This window comes from Asaia sp. W19 (genome assembly GCF_003994335.1).
In the GTDB taxonomy this organism is placed as follows: Bacteria; Pseudomonadota; Alphaproteobacteria; order Acetobacterales; family Acetobacteraceae; genus Asaia.
Genome location: NZ_PNQZ01000013.1, coordinates 95,255 through 112,871, shown reverse-complemented (window position 1 = coordinate 112,871; position 17,617 = coordinate 95,255). Strand labels below are relative to the sequence as shown.

The 17,617-nt window shown below is 62.6% G+C and carries 17 protein-coding genes; 13 read left to right on the top strand and 4 right to left on the bottom strand.

Annotated features, from left to right (window positions below; translation table 11 throughout):
• The first annotated feature begins 237 nt into the window (after positions 1-237).
• The 5 genes from C0V97_RS02160 to C0V97_RS02140 all read left to right on the top strand — a co-directional run bounded on the left by C0V97_RS02160 (position 238) and on the right by C0V97_RS02140 (position 6,398).
• Positions 238-1,032 (top strand): DUF2076 domain-containing protein, encoded by a 795-nt coding sequence (locus tag C0V97_RS02160; RefSeq protein WP_127100269.1) that lies wholly within the window; start codon positions 238-240, stop codon positions 1,030-1,032.
• Between the two features lie 148 nt (positions 1,033-1,180).
• A complete protein-coding gene (gene surE, locus C0V97_RS02155; RefSeq protein WP_127100267.1) occupies positions 1,181-1,954 on the top strand; it encodes a 5'/3'-nucleotidase SurE in 774 nt (257 codons plus the stop codon).
• Between the two features lie 149 nt (positions 1,955-2,103).
• Positions 2,104-3,621: an FAD-dependent oxidoreductase gene (locus C0V97_RS02150; protein WP_127100265.1), complete on the top strand. Its 1,518-nt coding sequence runs from the start codon at positions 2,104-2,106 to the stop codon at positions 3,619-3,621.
• An 86-nt stretch (positions 3,622-3,707) separates the two neighbouring features.
• Positions 3,708-5,549, top strand: a complete 1,842-nt coding sequence (aspS, locus tag C0V97_RS02145; protein WP_127100263.1) for an aspartate--tRNA ligase — start codon at positions 3,708-3,710, stop codon at positions 5,547-5,549.
• A gap of 21 nt (positions 5,550-5,570) precedes the next feature.
• A complete protein-coding gene (locus tag C0V97_RS02140) occupies positions 5,571-6,398 on the top strand; it encodes an EipB family protein (protein ID WP_127100260.1) in 828 nt (275 codons plus the stop codon).
• A gap of 71 nt (positions 6,399-6,469) precedes the next feature.
• On the opposite strand, the gene C0V97_RS02135 is transcribed toward C0V97_RS02140, so the two are convergent.
• Together C0V97_RS02135 and C0V97_RS02130 are read right to left on the bottom strand one after the other, a co-directional pair.
• Positions 6,470-7,309: a PhzF family phenazine biosynthesis protein gene (locus C0V97_RS02135; RefSeq protein WP_127100258.1), complete on the bottom strand. Its 840-nt coding sequence runs from the start codon at positions 7,307-7,309 to the stop codon at positions 6,470-6,472.
• Between the two features lie 2 nt (positions 7,310-7,311).
• Positions 7,312-7,749, bottom strand: a complete 438-nt coding sequence (locus tag C0V97_RS02130; protein ID WP_127100256.1) for a UrcA family protein — start codon at positions 7,747-7,749, stop codon at positions 7,312-7,314.
• A 121-nt stretch (positions 7,750-7,870) separates the two neighbouring features.
• Here C0V97_RS02130 and C0V97_RS02125 point away from each other — a divergent pair, with 121 nt between their 5' ends.
• Positions 7,871-9,265, top strand: coding sequence for a PLP-dependent aminotransferase family protein (locus C0V97_RS02125; RefSeq protein ID WP_127100254.1), 1,395 nt, complete (start codon positions 7,871-7,873; stop codon positions 9,263-9,265).
• A 27-nt stretch (positions 9,266-9,292) separates the two neighbouring features.
• Here the strand turns inward: C0V97_RS02125 and xth are convergent, their stop codons facing one another.
• A complete protein-coding gene (xth, locus tag C0V97_RS02120) occupies positions 9,293-10,060 on the bottom strand; it encodes an exodeoxyribonuclease III (protein WP_127100252.1) in 768 nt (255 codons plus the stop codon).
• Positions 10,057-10,428, bottom strand: a complete 372-nt coding sequence (locus C0V97_RS02115; protein WP_127100250.1) for an iron-sulfur cluster assembly accessory protein — start codon at positions 10,426-10,428, stop codon at positions 10,057-10,059. Before C0V97_RS02115 ends, xth begins: the two co-directional genes overlap by 4 nt.
• Before the next feature lie 58 nt (positions 10,429-10,486).
• Here C0V97_RS02115 and C0V97_RS02110 point away from each other — a divergent pair, with 58 nt between their 5' ends.
• The 7 genes from C0V97_RS02110 (at position 10,487) to tatC (ending at position 17,575) form a co-directional block, all read left to right on the top strand.
• Positions 10,487-11,656 carry a deoxyguanosinetriphosphate triphosphohydrolase gene (locus C0V97_RS02110; protein WP_127100248.1) on the top strand — a complete coding sequence of 390 codons (1,170 nt, stop codon included), beginning with the start codon at positions 10,487-10,489 and terminating at the stop codon, positions 11,654-11,656.
• Between the two features lie 40 nt (positions 11,657-11,696).
• Positions 11,697-13,502: an arginine--tRNA ligase gene (gene argS, locus C0V97_RS02105; protein WP_127100246.1), complete on the top strand. Its 1,806-nt coding sequence runs from the start codon at positions 11,697-11,699 to the stop codon at positions 13,500-13,502.
• Positions 13,499-14,635 (top strand): SPOR domain-containing protein, encoded by a 1,137-nt coding sequence (locus C0V97_RS02100; protein WP_127100244.1) that lies wholly within the window; start codon positions 13,499-13,501, stop codon positions 14,633-14,635. Before argS ends, C0V97_RS02100 begins: the two co-directional genes overlap by 4 nt.
• Before the next feature lie 5 nt (positions 14,636-14,640).
• Positions 14,641-15,483 (top strand): ScpA family protein, encoded by an 843-nt coding sequence (locus tag C0V97_RS02095; protein ID WP_127100727.1) that lies wholly within the window; start codon positions 14,641-14,643, stop codon positions 15,481-15,483.
• Between the two features lie 11 nt (positions 15,484-15,494).
• Complete coding sequence (scpB, locus tag C0V97_RS02090; RefSeq protein WP_233581917.1) at positions 15,495-16,076, top strand: SMC-Scp complex subunit ScpB; 582 nt, start codon at positions 15,495-15,497, stop codon at positions 16,074-16,076.
• A gap of 63 nt (positions 16,077-16,139) precedes the next feature.
• Entirely contained in the window at positions 16,140-16,799 is a 660-nt protein-coding gene (gene tatB / locus C0V97_RS02085) for a Sec-independent protein translocase protein TatB (RefSeq protein WP_127100240.1), read from the top strand.
• Positions 16,796-17,575: a twin-arginine translocase subunit TatC gene (gene tatC / locus C0V97_RS02080; protein WP_127100238.1), complete on the top strand. Its 780-nt coding sequence runs from the start codon at positions 16,796-16,798 to the stop codon at positions 17,573-17,575. The genes tatB and tatC overlap by 4 nt, the downstream gene beginning before the upstream one ends.
• Positions 17,576-17,617 lie beyond the last annotated feature (42 nt).

The window sequence follows — 17,617 nt, the reverse complement described above, 5'->3', positions numbered from 1 at the left end:
CCCGACGCACTTCTTTACAGGGGATGGGACTCATGGCCGGTCGCGCCATGCGATGACTGATGCGCCGACATCTTCTTCGCGGGCATCGGCGTCGCCGCTACCGTCATGTTCTCATAAGGAGCGCAGGCAGTTCGCACTCGAACAGCTTGATGCGGTGATGCGCGCCTCTTGCAACTCTTTCGGGCTCCGACCACATTATGTGGCGTTATCATTTTGACCGGATGGAGAGTCATCCCCATGAACCAGCAAGAGCGTGATCTTATTTCGCAGTTCGTCGCCCGCGTCGGCGGGGCGCCGAATAGCGGGTTCGGTGGCTCTCAGGCCCCGGCCAATCTGCCGCCCATCGATCAGGAAGCTGATCGCTGGATCGGGGAGAATTTCCAGAAATATCCTGAAGCCCGTTACCGCGTGACCCAGATGGCCGTGGTGCAGGAGGTGGCGCTGGCCGAAGCGCAGAATCGCATCCGTCAGCTCGAATTCCAGCTCCAGCAGGCGCAGTCCCAGTTGCAGCAGGCTCAGCAGCAGCGCCCGCAGGGTGGCGGCGGCCTGTTTGGCGGATTATTCGGTGGTGGGGGTAACCGTACGCAGCAGGCTGGCCCGCCGCCGGGCTGGGGCGGTCAGCCGCAGCCGGGGCCGCAGCAAGGGTATGGGCAGAATTACGGTTATGCTCCCCCGCCGCAGGCCAATCTGCCCCCGGGCTATTCACCCGGCATGTTCCAGCAGCGCGGATCGGGTTTTCTCGGATCGGCCCTTACAACGGCCACAGGTGTTGCCGGGGGTATGCTGGCGGCCAATGCCATTGAGAGCCTGTTCTCGGGCCATCATGGCGGTGATGCTGCCGGGGGTTTTGGCGGGGGCGAGACGATCATCAACAACAATTATGGCGCTGGTGCTGGAAACGATCCCTTTGCGGGGAGCGGCCAGGATGCAGGCCAGTCTTATGACGCCGATAACTGGGGCAATGGTGGCGGCGACAATGGGGGTGACTGGGGCGGCGATAGCGGCGGTGGCTGGGGCGACGATTCCTTCTGAAACCCCGTCGACACGGTAAATCTCGCCGACTTGATCAGTGAAAACCCGGCCTTGGTGCCGGGTTTTCTTTTGCCTGTGCGTCCGCTGTGCCAGACTCCGGGGAGTGCTGGCCCTGCCTGTTCCGCCTCTTAGTCAAAGGACGCATGCCATGAGTTCTCCCCTGTTTCGCCGAATTCTTCTGACCAATGACGATGGGATCGATGCGCCCGGCCTCTCGGTGCTTTTCGAGGTTGCGTCTCTTCTCTCCGATGATGTCTGGGTCGTGGCGCCTGCGCGTGATCAGAGCGGAATCTCCCACGCGCTCAGCCTGCATGATCCGCTACGCGTCCATCAACATGGCCCGCGGCGCTTTTCCGTGAATGGTACGCCGGGTGATTGCGTGGCGATTGCCGCACGGCAGATCCTGGGCGATGCACCGCCGAGCCTCGTCCTGTCCGGTATCAATCGCGGCGCCAATCTGGGGGTCGAAACCGTGTTTTCGGGTACGGTCGGCGCCGCGATGACCGCCATGCTGCTTGGCCTGCCTGCTTTTGCCCTCAGCCAGGCTTTCAGCCCTATGAAAGAGGTGCCATGGGAGACGGCACGTGTTCTCGCGCCTGATATCATCCGCCAACTCGCCTCCCACGTTCTGCCTGAACCCTGCTGCCTCAATGTGAATTTCCCCGCTTGTGACGTTCAGGATGCCAAGGGTCTCGTGGTGACCGAGCAGGGCAGGGGATTGCTGCGCGATATCGATATCGTTGCACGCGAGGATGTCCGCCGCATGGCTTATCACTGGCTCCATCTGCGACGCGATCACGAGAGCGATGCCCCCGGTACGGAAACGAGAGCGATCGCCGATCATCATGTCAGCGTCACGCCGCTCTCCTTCGGTCGGACAAATCTGGAAGTGCGCCATTTCCTGACAGAATTACTGAGCTAGGAACGGGGACGGATCGATCGGTTTTTGTATTTTCCGAAGCTGGGATCACACCTGTCCCCAGGCGAAAGACAGGAACCGCCTCAACCCGAGCCCATTCCTCACGTTGCATCCGGTATCGCTTCGAAATTCCTGATCGAACTGGATGCAAGATGAGTCAAGACCTGCTGGACTGGACGGATGTTCTGGCCCTTGATGACCTCCCCCTCGAGGTGATCACTCCCGTCAGCATCGGTGAAAAGGCGCTGGTGCTCTACCGCTCCACAGACGGAATACGCGCCTTCGACGGCAAATGCCCGCATAAGGGTGCGCCTATGGAGCAGGGCGTCGCCTGCAAATCACGGCATGGCGATGTGCAACTAGTGTGCCCCTGGCACAAGGCAAGTTTCTCCGCAGAAAGTGGAAGGCTGATCGCGCCACCCGCTCTCGATCCCCTGAACCGCTACCCGGTGGAGGTCCATGACGGGCGTGTCCTTGTGGGCAAGCAGGCTATCAGGCGCGAGCCGCCTGCTCCGATGCACGAGCACGAGACGGTTGCGATTATCGGGGCCGGTGCTGCCGCGATAGCCGCTGCCGTCACCCTGCGCGAGGAAGGCTATGCCGGACGCGTGCTGCTCATCAGCCCTGAGGCCGAGCTTCCCTATGATCGCACGGCACTGAGCAAGATGGTGCTCGGCAGTGGTGAGAAAGATGCGGCCCCACCTGCCTTGCGCCCGGAATCCTGGTACGAGGCCAATAATATCGAGCGCATTACCGACCGTGTGACGAAGCTTGATATCGAGGGACGCACGCTCTCGCTCGGGTCTGGAAAGACGCTCACGCCCGATCATATCCTGATCGCCTCTGGATCGCGCGCACGGGCACTCGATATTCCCGGTGCAGCTCTTCCCGGTGTGAAGCTGTTGCGCGGCGCTGAAGATGCACGTGCGATCATCGCATCGGTCGACGAGAAAATCAGTGTTGTCGTCATCGGCTCCGGCTTTATCGGTATGGAAGCCGCAGCGGCGTTGCGCAAGCGCGGTGCGGGGGTGACCGTTGTGTCGCAGAGCGCGCTGCCTTTTGAGAAGCAACTGGGCAAGGATATCGCGAGCGCCATGCGCAGCCTGCATGAGGAAAAGGGGGTGGCCTTCATTCCCTCGCGCAAGGTCAAAGCCATCACGGGAGGGGAGGCGGTCAGCGGCGTCGAACTCGATGACGGGACGCGTATCGGCGCAACGCTGGTCCTTGCCGGGATTGGCGCGGAGCCGGTGCTCGATTTCCTGCCGGACTACGCCATCAATGATCAGGGCGGGATCGATGTCGACGAGGCGATGCGTGTCGGTGCCCATGTCTATGCGGCAGGCGATATTGCGAGCATGAGCCATGAGGGCCAGCGCTATCGCATCGAGCATTGGCGCACGGCGCAATGTCAGGCCCGTATTGCCGCGCGCACCATGCTCGGCTTGCCGGGAGGCGACCTGCCGACGCCCTGGTTCTGGACCCAGCAATATGATCGCAAGATCGAATATCTGGGTTGGCCGCAGCCGCACGACGCCGTGCAGATCGATGGTTCGGCGCAGAGCTTTGATTTCATGGCGCAGTACGTTGCGCAGGATAAAACAGTCGGTCTGGCAGCAGCCTCGCGACCAAAAGAGATGGGCAAGGCGGCTGTCACCTTCGACGATGCTTGACAGACAAGGGGTGGAGCGGCTTCCTGCGCTTCATTCGCGGGGGGACTACCCCCGCACCCCCGAGGTCACGAATCAGGAAGACGCCCATGCACCCCTATCGCACCCATAGCTGTAGCGCCCTGCGCGAAAGTGACGCCGGGCAGACTGTCCGTCTTTCCGGCTGGGTGCACAGCAAGCGCGATCATGGTGGGCTCCTGTTCATCGATCTGCGCGATCAGACCGGCATGACCCAGATCGTTATTCCCTCTGGCACGACTCTTCTGGAGACGGTCGAGCGTCTGCGTGTCGAGAGCGTCATTACGGTTACGGGCGAGGTCGTGGCGCGTGAGGACGGCCAGCGCAATCCGCATCTGCCGACCGGTGCCATCGAGTTGCGCGCCAGCGCGATCGAGGTGCGCTCCCACGCGGCCGTGTTGCCTTTCCAGGTGGCTGGCACCGAGAACTATCCCGAGGATCTGCGCCTCAAATACCGCTACCTCGATCTGCGCCGTGAGAAGATGGCCGCCAATATCCGTCTGCGCTCGGCGGTCATTGCCTCCATGCGCGCACGCATGATCGGTCATGGCTTCACCGAATTCCAGACACCCATCCTGACCGCATCCTCACCGGAAGGCGCACGCGACTTCCTCGTCCCGGCCCGCCTGCATCCCGGCAAATTCTATGCGTTGCCCCAGGCGCCGCAGCAATTCAAGCAACTGGCCATGGTGGCGGGGTTCGACCGCTACTTCCAGATCGCGCCCTGCTTCCGCGATGAGGCCTCTCGCGCCGATCGCAGCCCCGGCGAGTTCTATCAGCTCGATTTCGAAATGGCCTTCGCAACCCAGGAAGACGTGTTTGCGGTTCTGGAAGACGTGCTGAGCGGCCTGTTTGCCGAGTTTGGCAAAGGCCGCAAGGTCGATACCGCGCCGTTCCGTCGTATTCCCTATGACGATGCGATGCGCCTGTACGGCTCCGACAAGCCCGATCTGCGTAACCCGCTGCTGATCAGCACGGTCACCGAAGCCTTTGCCAATTCCGGTTTCGGCCTGTTCGCCCGTATCGCGGCCAATGGCGGCGAAGTGCGTGCCATTCCGGCACCTGGCGCCGGGACGCGCCCGCGTGGCTTCTTCGACAAGCTCAATAGCTGGGCGCGCGACGCTGGCGCCGGTGGACTTGGCTACATCATTTTCGAGGAAGATGGCGGCAAGGGGCCGATTGCCAAGAACCTCGAGGCGGATCGTGTCGAGGCCATCCGCGAGGCATGCGGCCTGAAGGCTGGCGATGCCGTGTTCTTCGCCGCAGGTGAGGGCGATGCCGTCGCCAAGTTCTCCGGTCAGGTGCGTACGCGTATCGCACAGGAACTGGATCTGATCGAACAGGACGCCTTCCGCTTCTGCTGGATCGTCGATTTCCCGATGTTCGAGCTCAATGAAGAGACGGGCCAGGTCGATTTCTCGCACAACCCGTTCTCCATGCCGCAGGGTGGTCTCGAGGCGCTGAACTCGCAGGACCCGCTCACCATCAAGGCCTATCAGTACGATATCGTGTGTAACGGCATCGAATTGTCATCGGGTGCGATCCGTAACCATCTGCCTGAGGTCATGATCCGCGCCTTCGCCATAGCGGGCTATGGCGAGGATGTGGTCGAGGCGCGTTTTGGTGGCATGCTGAATGCGTTCCGTTACGGCGCCCCGCCGCATGGCGGGTCAGCTCCGGGTGTGGACCGTATCGTGATGCTGCTGGCTGATGAGCCGAACATCCGTGAGGTCATCCTTTTCCCGCTCAATCAGAGCGGCGAAGATCTCATGATGGAAGCCCCGGCGCCCGTGGAGGCCGCCCGTCTTAAGGAGCTGTCCCTGGCCATTCTGCCGCCCAAGCCCAAGGCTACCATGGTCAAGGGCGACAGCGACAAGGCAGATCCGGAAAAGGGTGCCGACCAGAAAGGCTGAGGTGAAAGCGGAGACGCGTGGGTGAAACGAACATGTCTCGCGGCGGCCATGGCGATCGGGCTTGCCGCTCTCCCCGCGCTGGCGGCTCCCTCCGGGCGTGATGCCCCATCGGCTGCCGTGCTTCTGCCGCACAGGGTTAGCTACACGCTCAACCTTGCCCGTCTCAAGGCGGGTTCTCTGGTGGCAGCCGGAGGGAAGGCGAGCTATCAACTGCGCGATGCGTGCGATTCCTGGTCGTCCAGCCAGAGGCTGGAAGTCCAGATCATGAGCGGCGATGGCAGTACGAGCACGGTGACTTATCAATCCGCCACGCTGGAAGACAAGGCGGGGCGTCATTTCCTCTTTCGCACGGTGCAGAGCCAGGACGACGAAACGACCAGCGAGACGGCCGGCGAGGCCAGCCGCCAACGTAACGGGCAGGTGGTTGTCCGCTTCACGAAGCCCGAGACGAAAACGATCACCCTTCCGGCGGCAACAGTCTTTCCTGTTCAGTTTACCGGGCAGTTGCTTCAGGCGGCCCGTAAGGGGATGTTGCATCTTCAGAGCCAGATTTTCGACGGGGCATCGATCGACGGAGCAACGCCGAATTACGTGACGCTCGGCAAGCTCGCGCCTTCCACACCGGGCTTCGACAGCGCTGTCTTTGCGGGGGGCAAAGCCGTCCCCATTTCGGTCGCGAGTTTCGGAGGAGGAGACGCCGCGCTGCTGCCGGATTCGACGTATAGCGATCGTCTCTGGACCAACGGGGTCGAGGACAAGCTCCTCATCGATTTTGGCGACTACGTGCTTTCAGGCCAGATCGACACTCTGACCCCGCTGCCTGCAGCGTCATGTCCGATGACCCGATGACCCGATGACCCGCCCGGTGTCCACCGCCGCTCGGGACAGGCAGAGCCGGAGCAGGGCCGTGGCGTCTCATTTCATAGGTCGATCGTGCCCGTCACCCGGGTTGTCGTACGTCCACTCACCCAGATTGTTTCCCCCCGTTTTTCGACAGAGACAGCACCCGCGCGGCCCAAAACCGTTCCCTGCGCGGCGATATAGCTGTCGGGGGCCAGGCCCTCCTCAATCAGCCACTGGGCGATACTCGCATTCAGGCTTCCTGTGACAGGATCCTCATACCCCGGGTCGTCCCCGACAAAAGCCCTGATCTCGACATGCGCGCCATAAGGATGCTCTGCTGGCTCCCAGGCGCCGACAACTCCGAGTTTCTGGCCAATCAGCGCACCCCAATCCGGCTCTACTGCGAGGACCTGAGCGCCGCTACGCAGGCGAAGAGCCAGCCAGCCCGGCCCGTTATCGGCCCATCGCGCATCGAGAATGTCGTCTGGATGGAGCCTGAGGGCGTTAAGGGCCCGGGAAAGCACGGCGGGACTCGCCGGACCGGAACGCTGTCTGGGTGGTGCCGCGAAAGCCAGTCCTTCGCTTGTCTGGCGCAGGGAAATGAGCCCTGAGCCGCATTCCTGGACAATGCGCTCGCTGCCCGTCGCACCATGGAGCGATTGCCAGACATGGGCTGTGCCAAGTGTGGGATGCCCGGCGAACGGCAATTCAGAATGCGGGGTGAAGATTCGCACACGATAATCGGCCGCCTCCGATCGGGGCGCGAGCAGGAAACTCGTCTCGCTGAGATTGGTCCAGTTGGCGATGGCCGCCATTTGCGTAACGGAAACAGTGTCCGCGCCGACGACAACCGCCAATGGGTTGCCGTTGAAAGCGCCAGTCGCGAAGACATCGACCATATGGAAAGCGAGCTTCATGATCAGGGTGCCTCCTGTGCGAGACCGCGCGTCCCGATCATGTCCTGGGCCAGTTGCGACAATATCGGGCTGTGGAGCGAAGAGACCGAAGCGGTCAGGCTTGTGCGGTGACAGTCCGAGCGTTCGATCGCTTCCTGCAGCGGGAGCGACATGCCATCCATGGCACCACATGCCTGCATCGAGGCGCTATCCAGACGCCAGAGCAACTTCCGGGCGCGTACCGGATCGGTGAGATCGGTGGCCTCATAGGTGACGGGAATGCGTTCGATGCGGTCATCGTCGTTCTCCGGGGCTGCGTGGCATGGCGTGGGGAGGCCCGCGAGCATGCTTGCGATCAGCAATGCCGTCACGGCGCCGAGTGTGGCACCAAACCCTGAAGGGGACGGGCTGGGTTCAGGCGGGCAGCGCAAGGCGCTTTTCGCTCGACAGGGATGTCTCATGATTTCCTCTATTGTACTGATACAATTATAACGAATCGATTCGATTGTATTATTTTGATTGGTATCTTATAAATGGCAATCAGTATATTGAACCATGACAATATAGAGGCGCGTTACCCAGATGTGGCACCCTGAGATCGAAGCCGGTCCGATGCCGTTCTATGAGCGCCTGGTCCGCGCTATTGCCTCCGACGTCCGGCGCGGCGCACTTGCCGCAGGCGCTCGTCTGCCCCCGCAGCGCGATCTTGCATTTCGTCTGGGTGTCAGCGTCGGAAGCGTCACTCGGGCCTATGCCGAGGCAGAGCGGCGGGGCCTTCTGGTGGCGCATGTCGGTCGGGGGTCATTCGTCAGGGGGGCGTCTTCCCCCGTGCCTGATGTCCCTGCTCTCGAACGTGGCTCCGGGGGGCGCGCCGGAATCATCGATTTGCGGTGCAACACGCCCCCTCCTGTGCCCTTGATGCAGGAGCTCGATCTCGCGCTCACACAACTATTGAAGCGCGGCGCTCTTGATCCCGCATTGCATTATATACAGGGGCCAGGCCTGGTGCCTGTACGGCAGGCCGCAGCGCGCTGGATCGGTGAAAGCTATGGCCTCGATGTCGCTGCGGAAAACCTCATCCAGTGCAATGGGGGCCAACATGGTATTGCTCTGGCATTTTCGTCCTTCTGTGGGCCGGGCGATACGGTTCTGTGTGAATCCACCACGTTCTATGGTGCGCGCATGGCGGCCGAACATCTCGGGCTAAGGCTTCATGGGGTGGCGATGGATGAACAAGGACTTTGTCCCGAAGCGCTTGATCGAGCTGCAGCCGAAACGGGCAGCCGGATGCTTTTTACCCTGCCAACGCTGCACAACCCGACAACACGGACAATGTCGCTGCAGCGCCGCGAGGAAGTCGCCAGGGTTGCGCGCGCGCGTGATCTGCTGATTCTTGAGGATGATGCGTATTATGCCTATTCGTTGCGCCCACCGCAGATTGCCCGTTTCGCGCCGGAACGGACGCTCTATCTCGTCAGCCTGTCCAAGGGAATATGCCCGGGGCTGCGGCTGGCCTTCCTTGCATTGCCTGCCGAACTGCCGAGGGAGCGTCTAATCCGCGGCGTGAGAGCCTTTGGCTATTGTCCTCCCGCCCTCGGGGCGCTGATCTTCATGCAATGGGTCGAGGATGGCCGCATCGAGGCCATGGCGAGGGCAATCCAGCAGGAGGCCTCAGCACGCTGGGTCATAGCGCAATCTGCTCTTGGCGAGCTCTTGGCAACGCCCGGCGCCGCCCATTCTCCTCATGCCTTTCTACCCATGCCCGCCATCGAGGCCGAACGTATGACGGCGCGGCTGCTCCGCGCGGGCGTCGAAGTAACACCCCCTGAGGCCTCAGGCGTCTCGCATGAGGCTGATACCGGGCTTCGCTTATGTCTCGGCGCGCCAGGGAGCCGTGAGGAACTTGAGGATGCGTTGCAAATCGTCAGCGGTGTTATTGCCGGGCGCGGTGGCGCGGAGCGGGATGGGATCATCTGATCCGGATCATGCTCCTGTGCCCCGCACTCAGGATAGTGTGACCACAAGAGGAATATGGTCCGAAGGCTGGTCCTTTGCCCTTTCGTCACGGTCGGGCGTAACCGACACAAGACGCTCGGTCAGTCGTGGCGAGAGCAGTGCGTGGTCGATGCGTAAACCGGCATTCCGCTGGAAGGCCGCGTTCTGGTAATCGAAGAACGTATAGTGCCTTCCGGTGGGGCGAATCGCGCGCAGGGCGTCGGTCAGGCCCAGCCAGAGCAGACGGCGCCATCCTGCCCGGCTTTCGGGGCGCAGAAGGGCGTCATCGGGGCTCAGCGCGCCCGGCGCGAAATCCTCGTCGGTGGGGCAGACATTGAAATCCCCCGTAAACAGGAAATCTTCCTCTGCATCGAGTAGAGCCCGTGCGCGCTGGGCAAGCGCGTCGAAGAATTCGAGTTTGGTGGCAAAACCCGTCGTCCCACCGGAATTGCCATTAGGCAGATAGAGATTGCCGATCACCATTCCCGATATGCGTATCTCGACATAGCGCGCCACGTCATGATCGAAGCCGGGGAGCTTCTCATGCACTATTTCGACCGGTGTACGTGAGAGCATCGCCACGCCGTTATAGGCTTTCTGCCCCACCACCACCGGATGATACCCCGCCTCGGCAAAGCTCGCCGGGAAGAGATGCGTCTCGCATTTCAGTTCCTGAAGGCAGAGCAGATCGGGCTTCTTGCGGTCGAGCCAGTCGAGCACGTGTTTCTCGCGCTGGCGTATGGAATTGACGTTCCAGCTCGCAAACGTGAAGCTCATGCGAGGGAAAAACTCGTGCCGCATCCACAGGATGACGCCGCATTGGGGTTGGTCACCGTGAAATGTGCCCCCATCAGCTTGTCCACGAATTCGAGCTGCGCCCCTTCGAGCAGATCGAGGCTCACGGGATCGACAAGCACAGTCGCCCCATCCTGGTCGATCACAACGTCATCCGATGCGCGGCCAGTTTCCAGCTTGAACTGATACTGGAATCCATTGCACCCCCCCGCGAGCACCGCCACGCGCAGGGCCAGCCCCTCAGGCTCGTCCTGCTGGGCAATGATCTCGACAATCCGGGCAGCGGCACCGGGCGAGACCGAAAAGCGACCCGTCTGGGCCGCGTCGGAGGGGGGCGTGGTCTGGCTCATGTTTTCCCATATAATGCGCGTAGCCACGCTCTTAAAGCGGGCAAAGTGGAGAGTGTGGATGATCAGTCAGGATGTCGCCCCTTATGCCGTGCGTCGCGAGACTGCGCGTGGTCGTCTCCACCCCGAGGAAGACGCGCCGACACGCTCGCCCTGGCAGCGCGATCGTGACCGCGTGATCCATTCCGCAGGGTTCCGCACGCTCCAGTACAAGACGCAGGTCTTCATCAATCATGAGGGCGATTTTTTCCGAACCCGCCTGACGCATTCGCTCGAAGTCGCCCAGATCGCGCGCTCGATCGCGCGTCAGCTCAGACTCGACGAAGACCTGACGGAGGCGCTGGCCCTGGCGCATGATCTCGGCCATACGCCCTTCGGCCATGCGGGCGAGGACGCGCTCAAGGCCTGCATGCAGGATTTCGGCGGGTTCGATCACAACACGCAATCCCTGCGGCTCGTGACGCTGCTCGAGGGGCGCTATCACGCCTTTGACGGGCTCAACCTTACCTGGGAAACGCTGGAAGGGCTCGCGAAACATAACGGACCGGTCAAGCGGCCCACCCCGTATCTGCTGGACTACGACGCCCAGCATCATCTCGATTATGGCAGCTACGCCTCGGCCGAGGCGCAGGTCGCGGCTCTGGCGGACGATATCGCCTATCACGGGCATGATCTGGATGACGGATTGCGCGCGGGCTTGCTGAGCTTCGACGATATCGCGGGTCTTCCGATCGTGGGGCAGGCCTATGAGCGCGCTTTGGGCGGCGCGCGGGCAGGGGAGCGCTATGACCGCGAGCGTCGCATCCGGCACGAGACCATCAGACAGGTCATCAATGTGCTCGTCACCGATCTGACCACCACCACACGCGCCAATCTGGCTGCACTGAAGCCGGACTCCTCCGACGATATCCGTCAGGCTTCCGGCCCGGTGGTCGGGTTCAGCGCGCAGGTGGCGCTGGAGAACAAGGAAATCCGTAAATTCCTCTATGCGCGGATGTATCGTCACTGGAAGGTGAAGCGCATGACGCGCAAGGCCCGCTTGGCGCTCACCGCCATTTTCGAGATATTGGCCGAAGATACGAGCCTGCTGCCCGATGGCTGGCGCGACAAGGCGCAACAAGGCGATGAGAACGGGCGCCGGCGCGTCGTCGCCGATTATATCGCCGGAATGACCGATCGATTTGCGATGGATGAACATCGACGGTTGACGGAACTCTCCGTGCTGGGTTGATACAGGCAGCAGAATACACGTCAGGAACGCAAGGCCCTTCATGTCCGATACCATTACGCCAACTACAGACTGCCTTTTCGCCCGCTACCAGAATCAGGTGCGCGAGGCGCTGCGCTCGGTGGTGGCCGATCTTCCTGACGATATTGCCGCGCGTGTCGAACTGACCCCCACGCGTGATCCGTCCCACGGCGACATGGCCACGAATGCCGCCCTTCTGGCCTCGAAATTCGCCCGTCGCCGCCCGGCCGACATCGCCGCCGATCTGGTCCCGCTCCTGACGGCGCTTCCCGGCGTTGCGAAGGCGGAAGCCGCAGGGCCGGGCTTTGTGAACATCACTCTGAGCCCCGACGTGCTGCAATCGGTCGCACGTAGCGTGATCGAGGCAGGGCCGCGCTTCGGTGAGTCGCGTCTGGGCGCAGGCAAGCGTGTGAATGTGGAATATGTGTCGGCCAACCCGACCGGGCCGATGCATGTGGGTCACTGCCGTGGTGCCGTGGTGGGCGACGCCCTCGCCAATCTGCTGGCCAAGACAGGTCACACCGTCACAAAGGAATATTACATCAACGATGCCGGGGCGCAGGTCATCGCGCTCACCTGGGCGGCGTACTGGCGTTATCTTCAGGCGATCGGCACGGCGGTCGATGCCGAGGCCTTTGCAGCACTGACTCCTACAGGGCTGCAATATCAGGGCGACTATCTGATCCCCGTGGGTGAGGCTCTGGCGGCGGAGCATGGCAAGGCACTGGCCGATGATCAGGGGCAGGCAGCCGATCCTTCGGTCTGGTTCGACATCGTGCGCACCGCGACGCTCAAGGTGATGATGGCGGAAATTCGCACCGATCTGGGCCTGCTCGGCATTCATCACGAGGTGTTTGCCTCGGAAGCCGAAACGCTCGCCAATGGCCGTGTGGACTCGGCGATCAACGCGCTCGATGCGAAGGGCCTGCTTTATGAGGGCGTGCTCGAGCCCCCCAAGGGCAAGACGCCTGAAGACTGGGAGCCGCGCCCCCAGACGCTGTTCCGCTCGACCCAGTTCGGCGATGACGTGGATCGCGCGCTCCGCAAGTCCGATGGCAGCAATACCTATTTCGCCAATGATATCGGCTATCACGCCAAAAAGGCCGAGGGTGCCGATATTCTGATCGACGTGCTGGGCGCCGATCATGGCGGCTATGTTTCGCGTATGCGCGCCGCTGTCAGCGCGCTGACCGATGGCAAGACCGCATTTGAAGTCGTGATGTGCCAGATTGTACGGATCATGAAGAGCGGCGAGCCCGTGCGCATGTCCAAGCGCGCGGGCACTTTCGTGACCCTGCGTGATCTGCTGGACGAGGTCGGTCGTGATGCCGTGCGCTTCACCATGCTGACCCGCAAGGCGGACGCACAGATGGATTTCGACCTTGATGCGGTCGTGGCGCAGACGCGCGATAATCCGGTGTTTTACGTGCAGTATGCCCATGCGCGCTGCCGCTCGGTCATGCGCAGCGCCGAGGCAATGTTCGGAGCCGAGGTGACGTCCGATGCGTCGCTGCTCGGGGCAGACCTGTCGCGCCTCGCCTCGGATGTGGAACTTGCCGTGCTGCGTCGCCTGTCTACCTTTCCCCGGGTGGTCGAGGGCGCGGCCCAGACGCGCGAGCCGCATCGTATCGCCTATTACTGCGGTGAGCTGGCGGCGGATTTCCACGCCTTGTGGAACAAGGGCCGTGAGGATACGACCCTGCGCTTCCTGCATGAGCAGGACCGCCCGGCGAGTCTGGCCAAGCTCGCGCTCGTGGCGTCGGTTGCCAGCGCGCTGCGCTGCGGTCTGGCCATTCTTGGTGTCGAGCCGGTTGAGGAGATGCGATGAGAGACGACACGCCGGACTGGCGGGACGACCGCACGGGCGATGAGGGCGGCTATGAGCGCCCCCGCCAGAGCGAGGATGCCGAACGTCGCTCGCGCGATCCGCGCTTTACTGACACGCGTCCGCCCTCCTATGCCGATGACGCCGGAGCTGGCCCGCGAGAAACGGGTCGCAGCGCGCCGCCCCGCGAGCGTCTGAGCGCCGATTATGACGAGGAGCCGGTTTTCCGGCGTCGTGCCGGCGGATCTGCGGGCGGGCTCTCGGCCTTGCTGGGCTCGGATGCGCTGACGCGCCGCCTGGTCTACGGGGCAGCGGGGCTTGGCGCCCTGCTGGTCATCGGAGTGGGGGGCTGGTCGCTGCTTGGCGGACATTCGGGCGGTATTCCTGTCATCGGCCCGCCTCCTGGCCCCGTGCGCGATCGCCCGGCCGATCCGGGCGGGATGCAGATCATGGGCGACGGTACCGATCTGGATGTCACGGGGCAGGGCGAAGCGCATCTGGCCCCTGAACCCGAGCAGCCTCGACCCGAGGCGCTTGCCGCCCGCGCTGCGCCCGAGACACCAGCGGCCCCGACCGCCAAGGATGCAGCAGGGAATGCGCCCGCTTCCCCGGCCGATGGCCCTGCCAGCAGCGACGGGGTAGCACCTGCCCAGAATACTCCCGCAGCACCTGCCGAAACCGGTTCGGCGCCAGGAGCAACGCGGGAGTCCGCACCGCGCAAGGCCCCGGAAACAACATCCGTGTCCAGTCCTGATGCGTCGCCCGAGGCCCGGCCTGCACCAAAGCATGAGGTCGCATCCGGCACCCCGGCCACTTCTCCTGCCGATTCACCTCCGGCCTCGTCGGCGGTCCCCGCTGCGGAAGCCCCGGCTTCCGCCAAACAGGCTTCCGGTGGCCATATGGTGCAACTCGCCGCGCTCGGGAGCGAGGCGGATGCCAAGGCGACCTGGGGCAAGCTGAGCAAGCAGGCCACTGACCTGCTGGCCGATCGCACCCCGATGATCGAGCAGAAGACGATCAATGGTCATGTCTTCTTTCGCCTGCGCGTTGGCGGGTTCGACACGGCCCAGGCGGCGCGCGCCTTTTGTGTGCGCCTGCATGCGCGCTCCATTGCCTGCACCCCGGCGGTTTTCTGATCGGTATGGGTGAGGGGGGATCGGTCTTTCTGTCGGGCGTGGAGCAGGAAACCGCGCCCCATCTTTCCCTCACCGGTTTTGAGGGGCCGCTCGACCTGCTGCTCGATCTGGCCCGTGCCCAGAAGGTGGATCTGGCGCAGATCTCGATCCTGCAACTGGTCGAGCAATATCTGGCCTTTGTAGAGGGGGCCCGGCAGATCCGGCTTGAGCTGGCGGCAGACTGGCTCGTCATGGCGGCCTGGCTGACCTGGCTCAAATCCCGGTTGCTCCTTCCGGCCGAGAACGAACCCGATGGCGAGGCCGAGGAGGCTGCCGGTCTTCTGCAGACGAGATTGCAGGAACTGGAGACCATACGCGCTCTAGCCCTTTGGCTCGATGAGCGCCCCCGCCTGGGCGAGCATGTGTTCGCGCGCGGCTGTTCGGAAGACATGACCCGTATCGACCGCTCGGGGCTGCGCGTGGATCTGATGGGGTTGATCGGCGCCTATCTGGCCATGACGCGTCGTCGCGGCCGCAAACGCTTTTATGCCCCGCCCCGGCCTCGCTACTGGACCGTTACCGAAGCTGTTTCGGCGCTCCAGCGTCTGCTCAATGCCAGCGAGGTCGCTGGCTGGCAGAAGCTGACAGCACTCCTGCCTGCCCAATCTGCAAGCTCACCGCGCGCGCGGGCAGCGGCCATGGCCAGCGCGCTTGTGGCAGGGTTGGAAATGGCGAAAAGCGGCGCCGTGGAACTCAGGCAGGAGAGTTCCTTTGCCGAAATCATGCTTCGTGCGCCGCAGGACAGGGAAGAGGATCCGGCGCATGGCCCTTCTTCCGGCAATGTCGCCCAAGAGAGCGACACGATATGAAAGCGTTCGTCATGTCTGATTTCGAGGCTCTCACCCGACTGGTCGAGGGACTGATCTTCGCGAGCGCTGAGCCGGTCTCCGAGCACGCGCTCAAGGCTTTCATGGTGGCGCAGGGCGCAGACGAGGCAGGGCTCGGGCCTGTGCTGCAAGCCGTCATGACGCGCTACGACGATCATGCAGTCGAGCTTGTGGCCGTCGCGCGCGGCTGGCAGTTCCGCACGCGTCCGGAAATCGCGCCTGCCCTGACCCGCGTGGTGGAGAAACCGCGCCGTCTCAGCCGTTCCGCCATGGAAACGCTTGCCATCATCGCCTATCATCAGCCCTGCACCCGTGCCGATATCGAGGGCATACGCGGTGTTTCGCTGAGTCAGACCGTGCTCGACACGCTGATCGAGGATGGACTGATCATGACCAAAGGACGCAAGGAAGTGCCGGGGAGGCCCATTCTCTGGGGCACATCGGCGCATTTTCTGAGCAGTTTCGGCCTGAGCGATCTGGGGGCGCTCCCACGCAGGGAGGAGCTTTTGCTCGACCCGGATGCGTCGGGACGCAATGATCGTGTCGTGACCCAGAAAGGCAGTCTGCAGGCATGACCATGCAGGCGTTGGTCAGGGTGTGCGCAGGTGCGGGGCGCAGTTTTGGAATGAGTGAGGAACATGTTCGATTTTAGCTGGTCGGAAATTGCGCTGATCGTTGTCGTGGCGCTGGTTTTCATCGGCCCCAAGGACATGCCGACCGCCATTCGCGCCGTCAGCCGGGGGATCAAGGCCGTACGCCGCATGGCGTCGGAATTTCAGGGCCATGTGGATGAGATGATCCGCGAGGCAGATCTGGGCGAGGCACGCGATCATCTGCGTGATCTGAAGCGGTTCGACTTTCGCGACCGCATCGCCCGCACCATCGACTCCGATCAGACGATCAGCAAGAGCCTCGATTTCACGCCCCCGCCGTCGCTCTCTGCTCCGACCGGTACGACGGGCGCCCTGGCCGGTCAGGCGCCGAGCCCATCCCTGCCGGTCAGCGGTCCGGGGGTGACCCATACGGAGCCTGCGGCTGCCGAAACAAGGCCCACCGATCGACCCGGGCCTGCTATTCTGCCGCCTGCCACAGCCAGACGCCTGCGTCATGAAGAGACGTTATGGCACGCACCGGCCATTATACCCCCGCTCAGAGTCATCCATAACGGGCGACGTATCGCGCTCGATCCACCCCCTGTATCGCGCCAGATAGATGATACGGTTCCCGCCACAGGATCGACCGGTCACGACGCCACCGACTCCCAGCCCTTCCAGACAGAATTTCCGGCAGCGCCATGACGAACAACGATTCCCTCGACGACAAGGCGATGCCGCTCCTCGATCATCTGATCGAGCTGCGTAAGAGGCTGATCTGGTCTCTGGCCGCGTTCATTGTTGCCTTTTTGATCTGTTACCACTTCTCGGAGCAGATCTATCTGTTTCTCGCTGACCCGCTCGCGCGGATCATGCGTCAGCAGGGGGAAGAGCCGCATCTGATCTATACCGCCCTCTCTGAGGCGTTTTTCACCTATGTCCGAGTGGCGTTTTTCGGTGCGGCGTTCCTGTCTTTCCCGATCATTGCCATGCAGGCCTGGATCTTCATCGCGCCGGGCCTTTATCGCAATGAGAAGCGGGCTTTCGCGCCCTTCCTGATCGCGACCCCGGTGCTTTTTCTCGTAGGCGCAACGCTCGCTTATTACTTCATCTTTCCGATTGCCTGGCGCTTCTTTCTGTCGTTTCAGACCGCACCGGCGGGTTCGCATGGCATGCATATCGAGTTGCAGGCCAAGGTGTCAGACTATCTCTCACTGGTCATGAAGCTGATCCTGGCTTTCGGTGTTGCTTTCGAACTGCCTGTGGTGCTCACGCTCCTGGCACGTGTCGGGATCATTACTGCTGCTGGGCTGAAGAAATTCCGACGCTATGCCATTGTCGGGGCCTTCGTGATTGCCGCCGTGCTCGCGCCGCCCGATGTGATTACCCAGGTAGGCCTCGCCGTGCCCCTGATCTTTCTGTATGAAATCTCGATCGTCACGGCCCGTTTTGCCGAGCCGCGCCCTGCGGAGATCGACTAGGCGCCGACGACCGTACACAAAAGACCAAGAACCGAAGACCAC

Coding starts and splice junctions, on each gene's coding strand:
- C0V97_RS02150 (WP_127100265.1), top strand. CDS start 2,104: ATGAGTCAAGACCTGCTGGACTGGACGGATGTTCTGGCCCTTGATGAC.
- tatC (WP_127100238.1), top strand. CDS start 16,796: ATGACGAACAACGATTCCCTCGACGACAAGGCGATGCCGCTCCTCGAT.
- C0V97_RS02110 (WP_127100248.1), top strand. CDS start 10,487: ATGATCAGTCAGGATGTCGCCCCTTATGCCGTGCGTCGCGAGACTGCG.
- argS (WP_127100246.1), top strand. CDS start 11,697: ATGTCCGATACCATTACGCCAACTACAGACTGCCTTTTCGCCCGCTAC.
- C0V97_RS02125 (WP_127100254.1), top strand. CDS start 7,871: ATGTGGCACCCTGAGATCGAAGCCGGTCCGATGCCGTTCTATGAGCGC.
- C0V97_RS02135 (WP_127100258.1), bottom strand. CDS start 7,309: ATGAAGCTCGCTTTCCATATGGTCGATGTCTTCGCGACTGGCGCTTTC.
- aspS (WP_127100263.1), top strand. CDS start 3,708: ATGCACCCCTATCGCACCCATAGCTGTAGCGCCCTGCGCGAAAGTGAC.
- C0V97_RS02130 (WP_127100256.1), bottom strand. CDS start 7,749: ATGAGACATCCCTGTCGAGCGAAAAGCGCCTTGCGCTGCCCGCCTGAA.
- xth (WP_127100252.1), bottom strand. CDS start 10,060: ATGAGCTTCACGTTTGCGAGCTGGAACGTCAATTCCATACGCCAGCGC.
- C0V97_RS02100 (WP_127100244.1), top strand. CDS start 13,499: ATGAGAGACGACACGCCGGACTGGCGGGACGACCGCACGGGCGATGAG.
- C0V97_RS02115 (WP_127100250.1), bottom strand. CDS start 10,428: ATGAGCCAGACCACGCCCCCCTCCGACGCGGCCCAGACGGGTCGCTTT.
- tatB (WP_127100240.1), top strand. CDS start 16,140: ATGTTCGATTTTAGCTGGTCGGAAATTGCGCTGATCGTTGTCGTGGCG.
- surE (WP_127100267.1), top strand. CDS start 1,181: ATGAGTTCTCCCCTGTTTCGCCGAATTCTTCTGACCAATGACGATGGG.
- C0V97_RS02160 (WP_127100269.1), top strand. CDS start 238: ATGAACCAGCAAGAGCGTGATCTTATTTCGCAGTTCGTCGCCCGCGTC.
- scpB (WP_233581917.1), top strand. CDS start 15,495: ATGTCTGATTTCGAGGCTCTCACCCGACTGGTCGAGGGACTGATCTTC.
- C0V97_RS02095 (WP_127100727.1), top strand. CDS start 14,641: ATGGGTGAGGGGGGATCGGTCTTTCTGTCGGGCGTGGAGCAGGAAACC.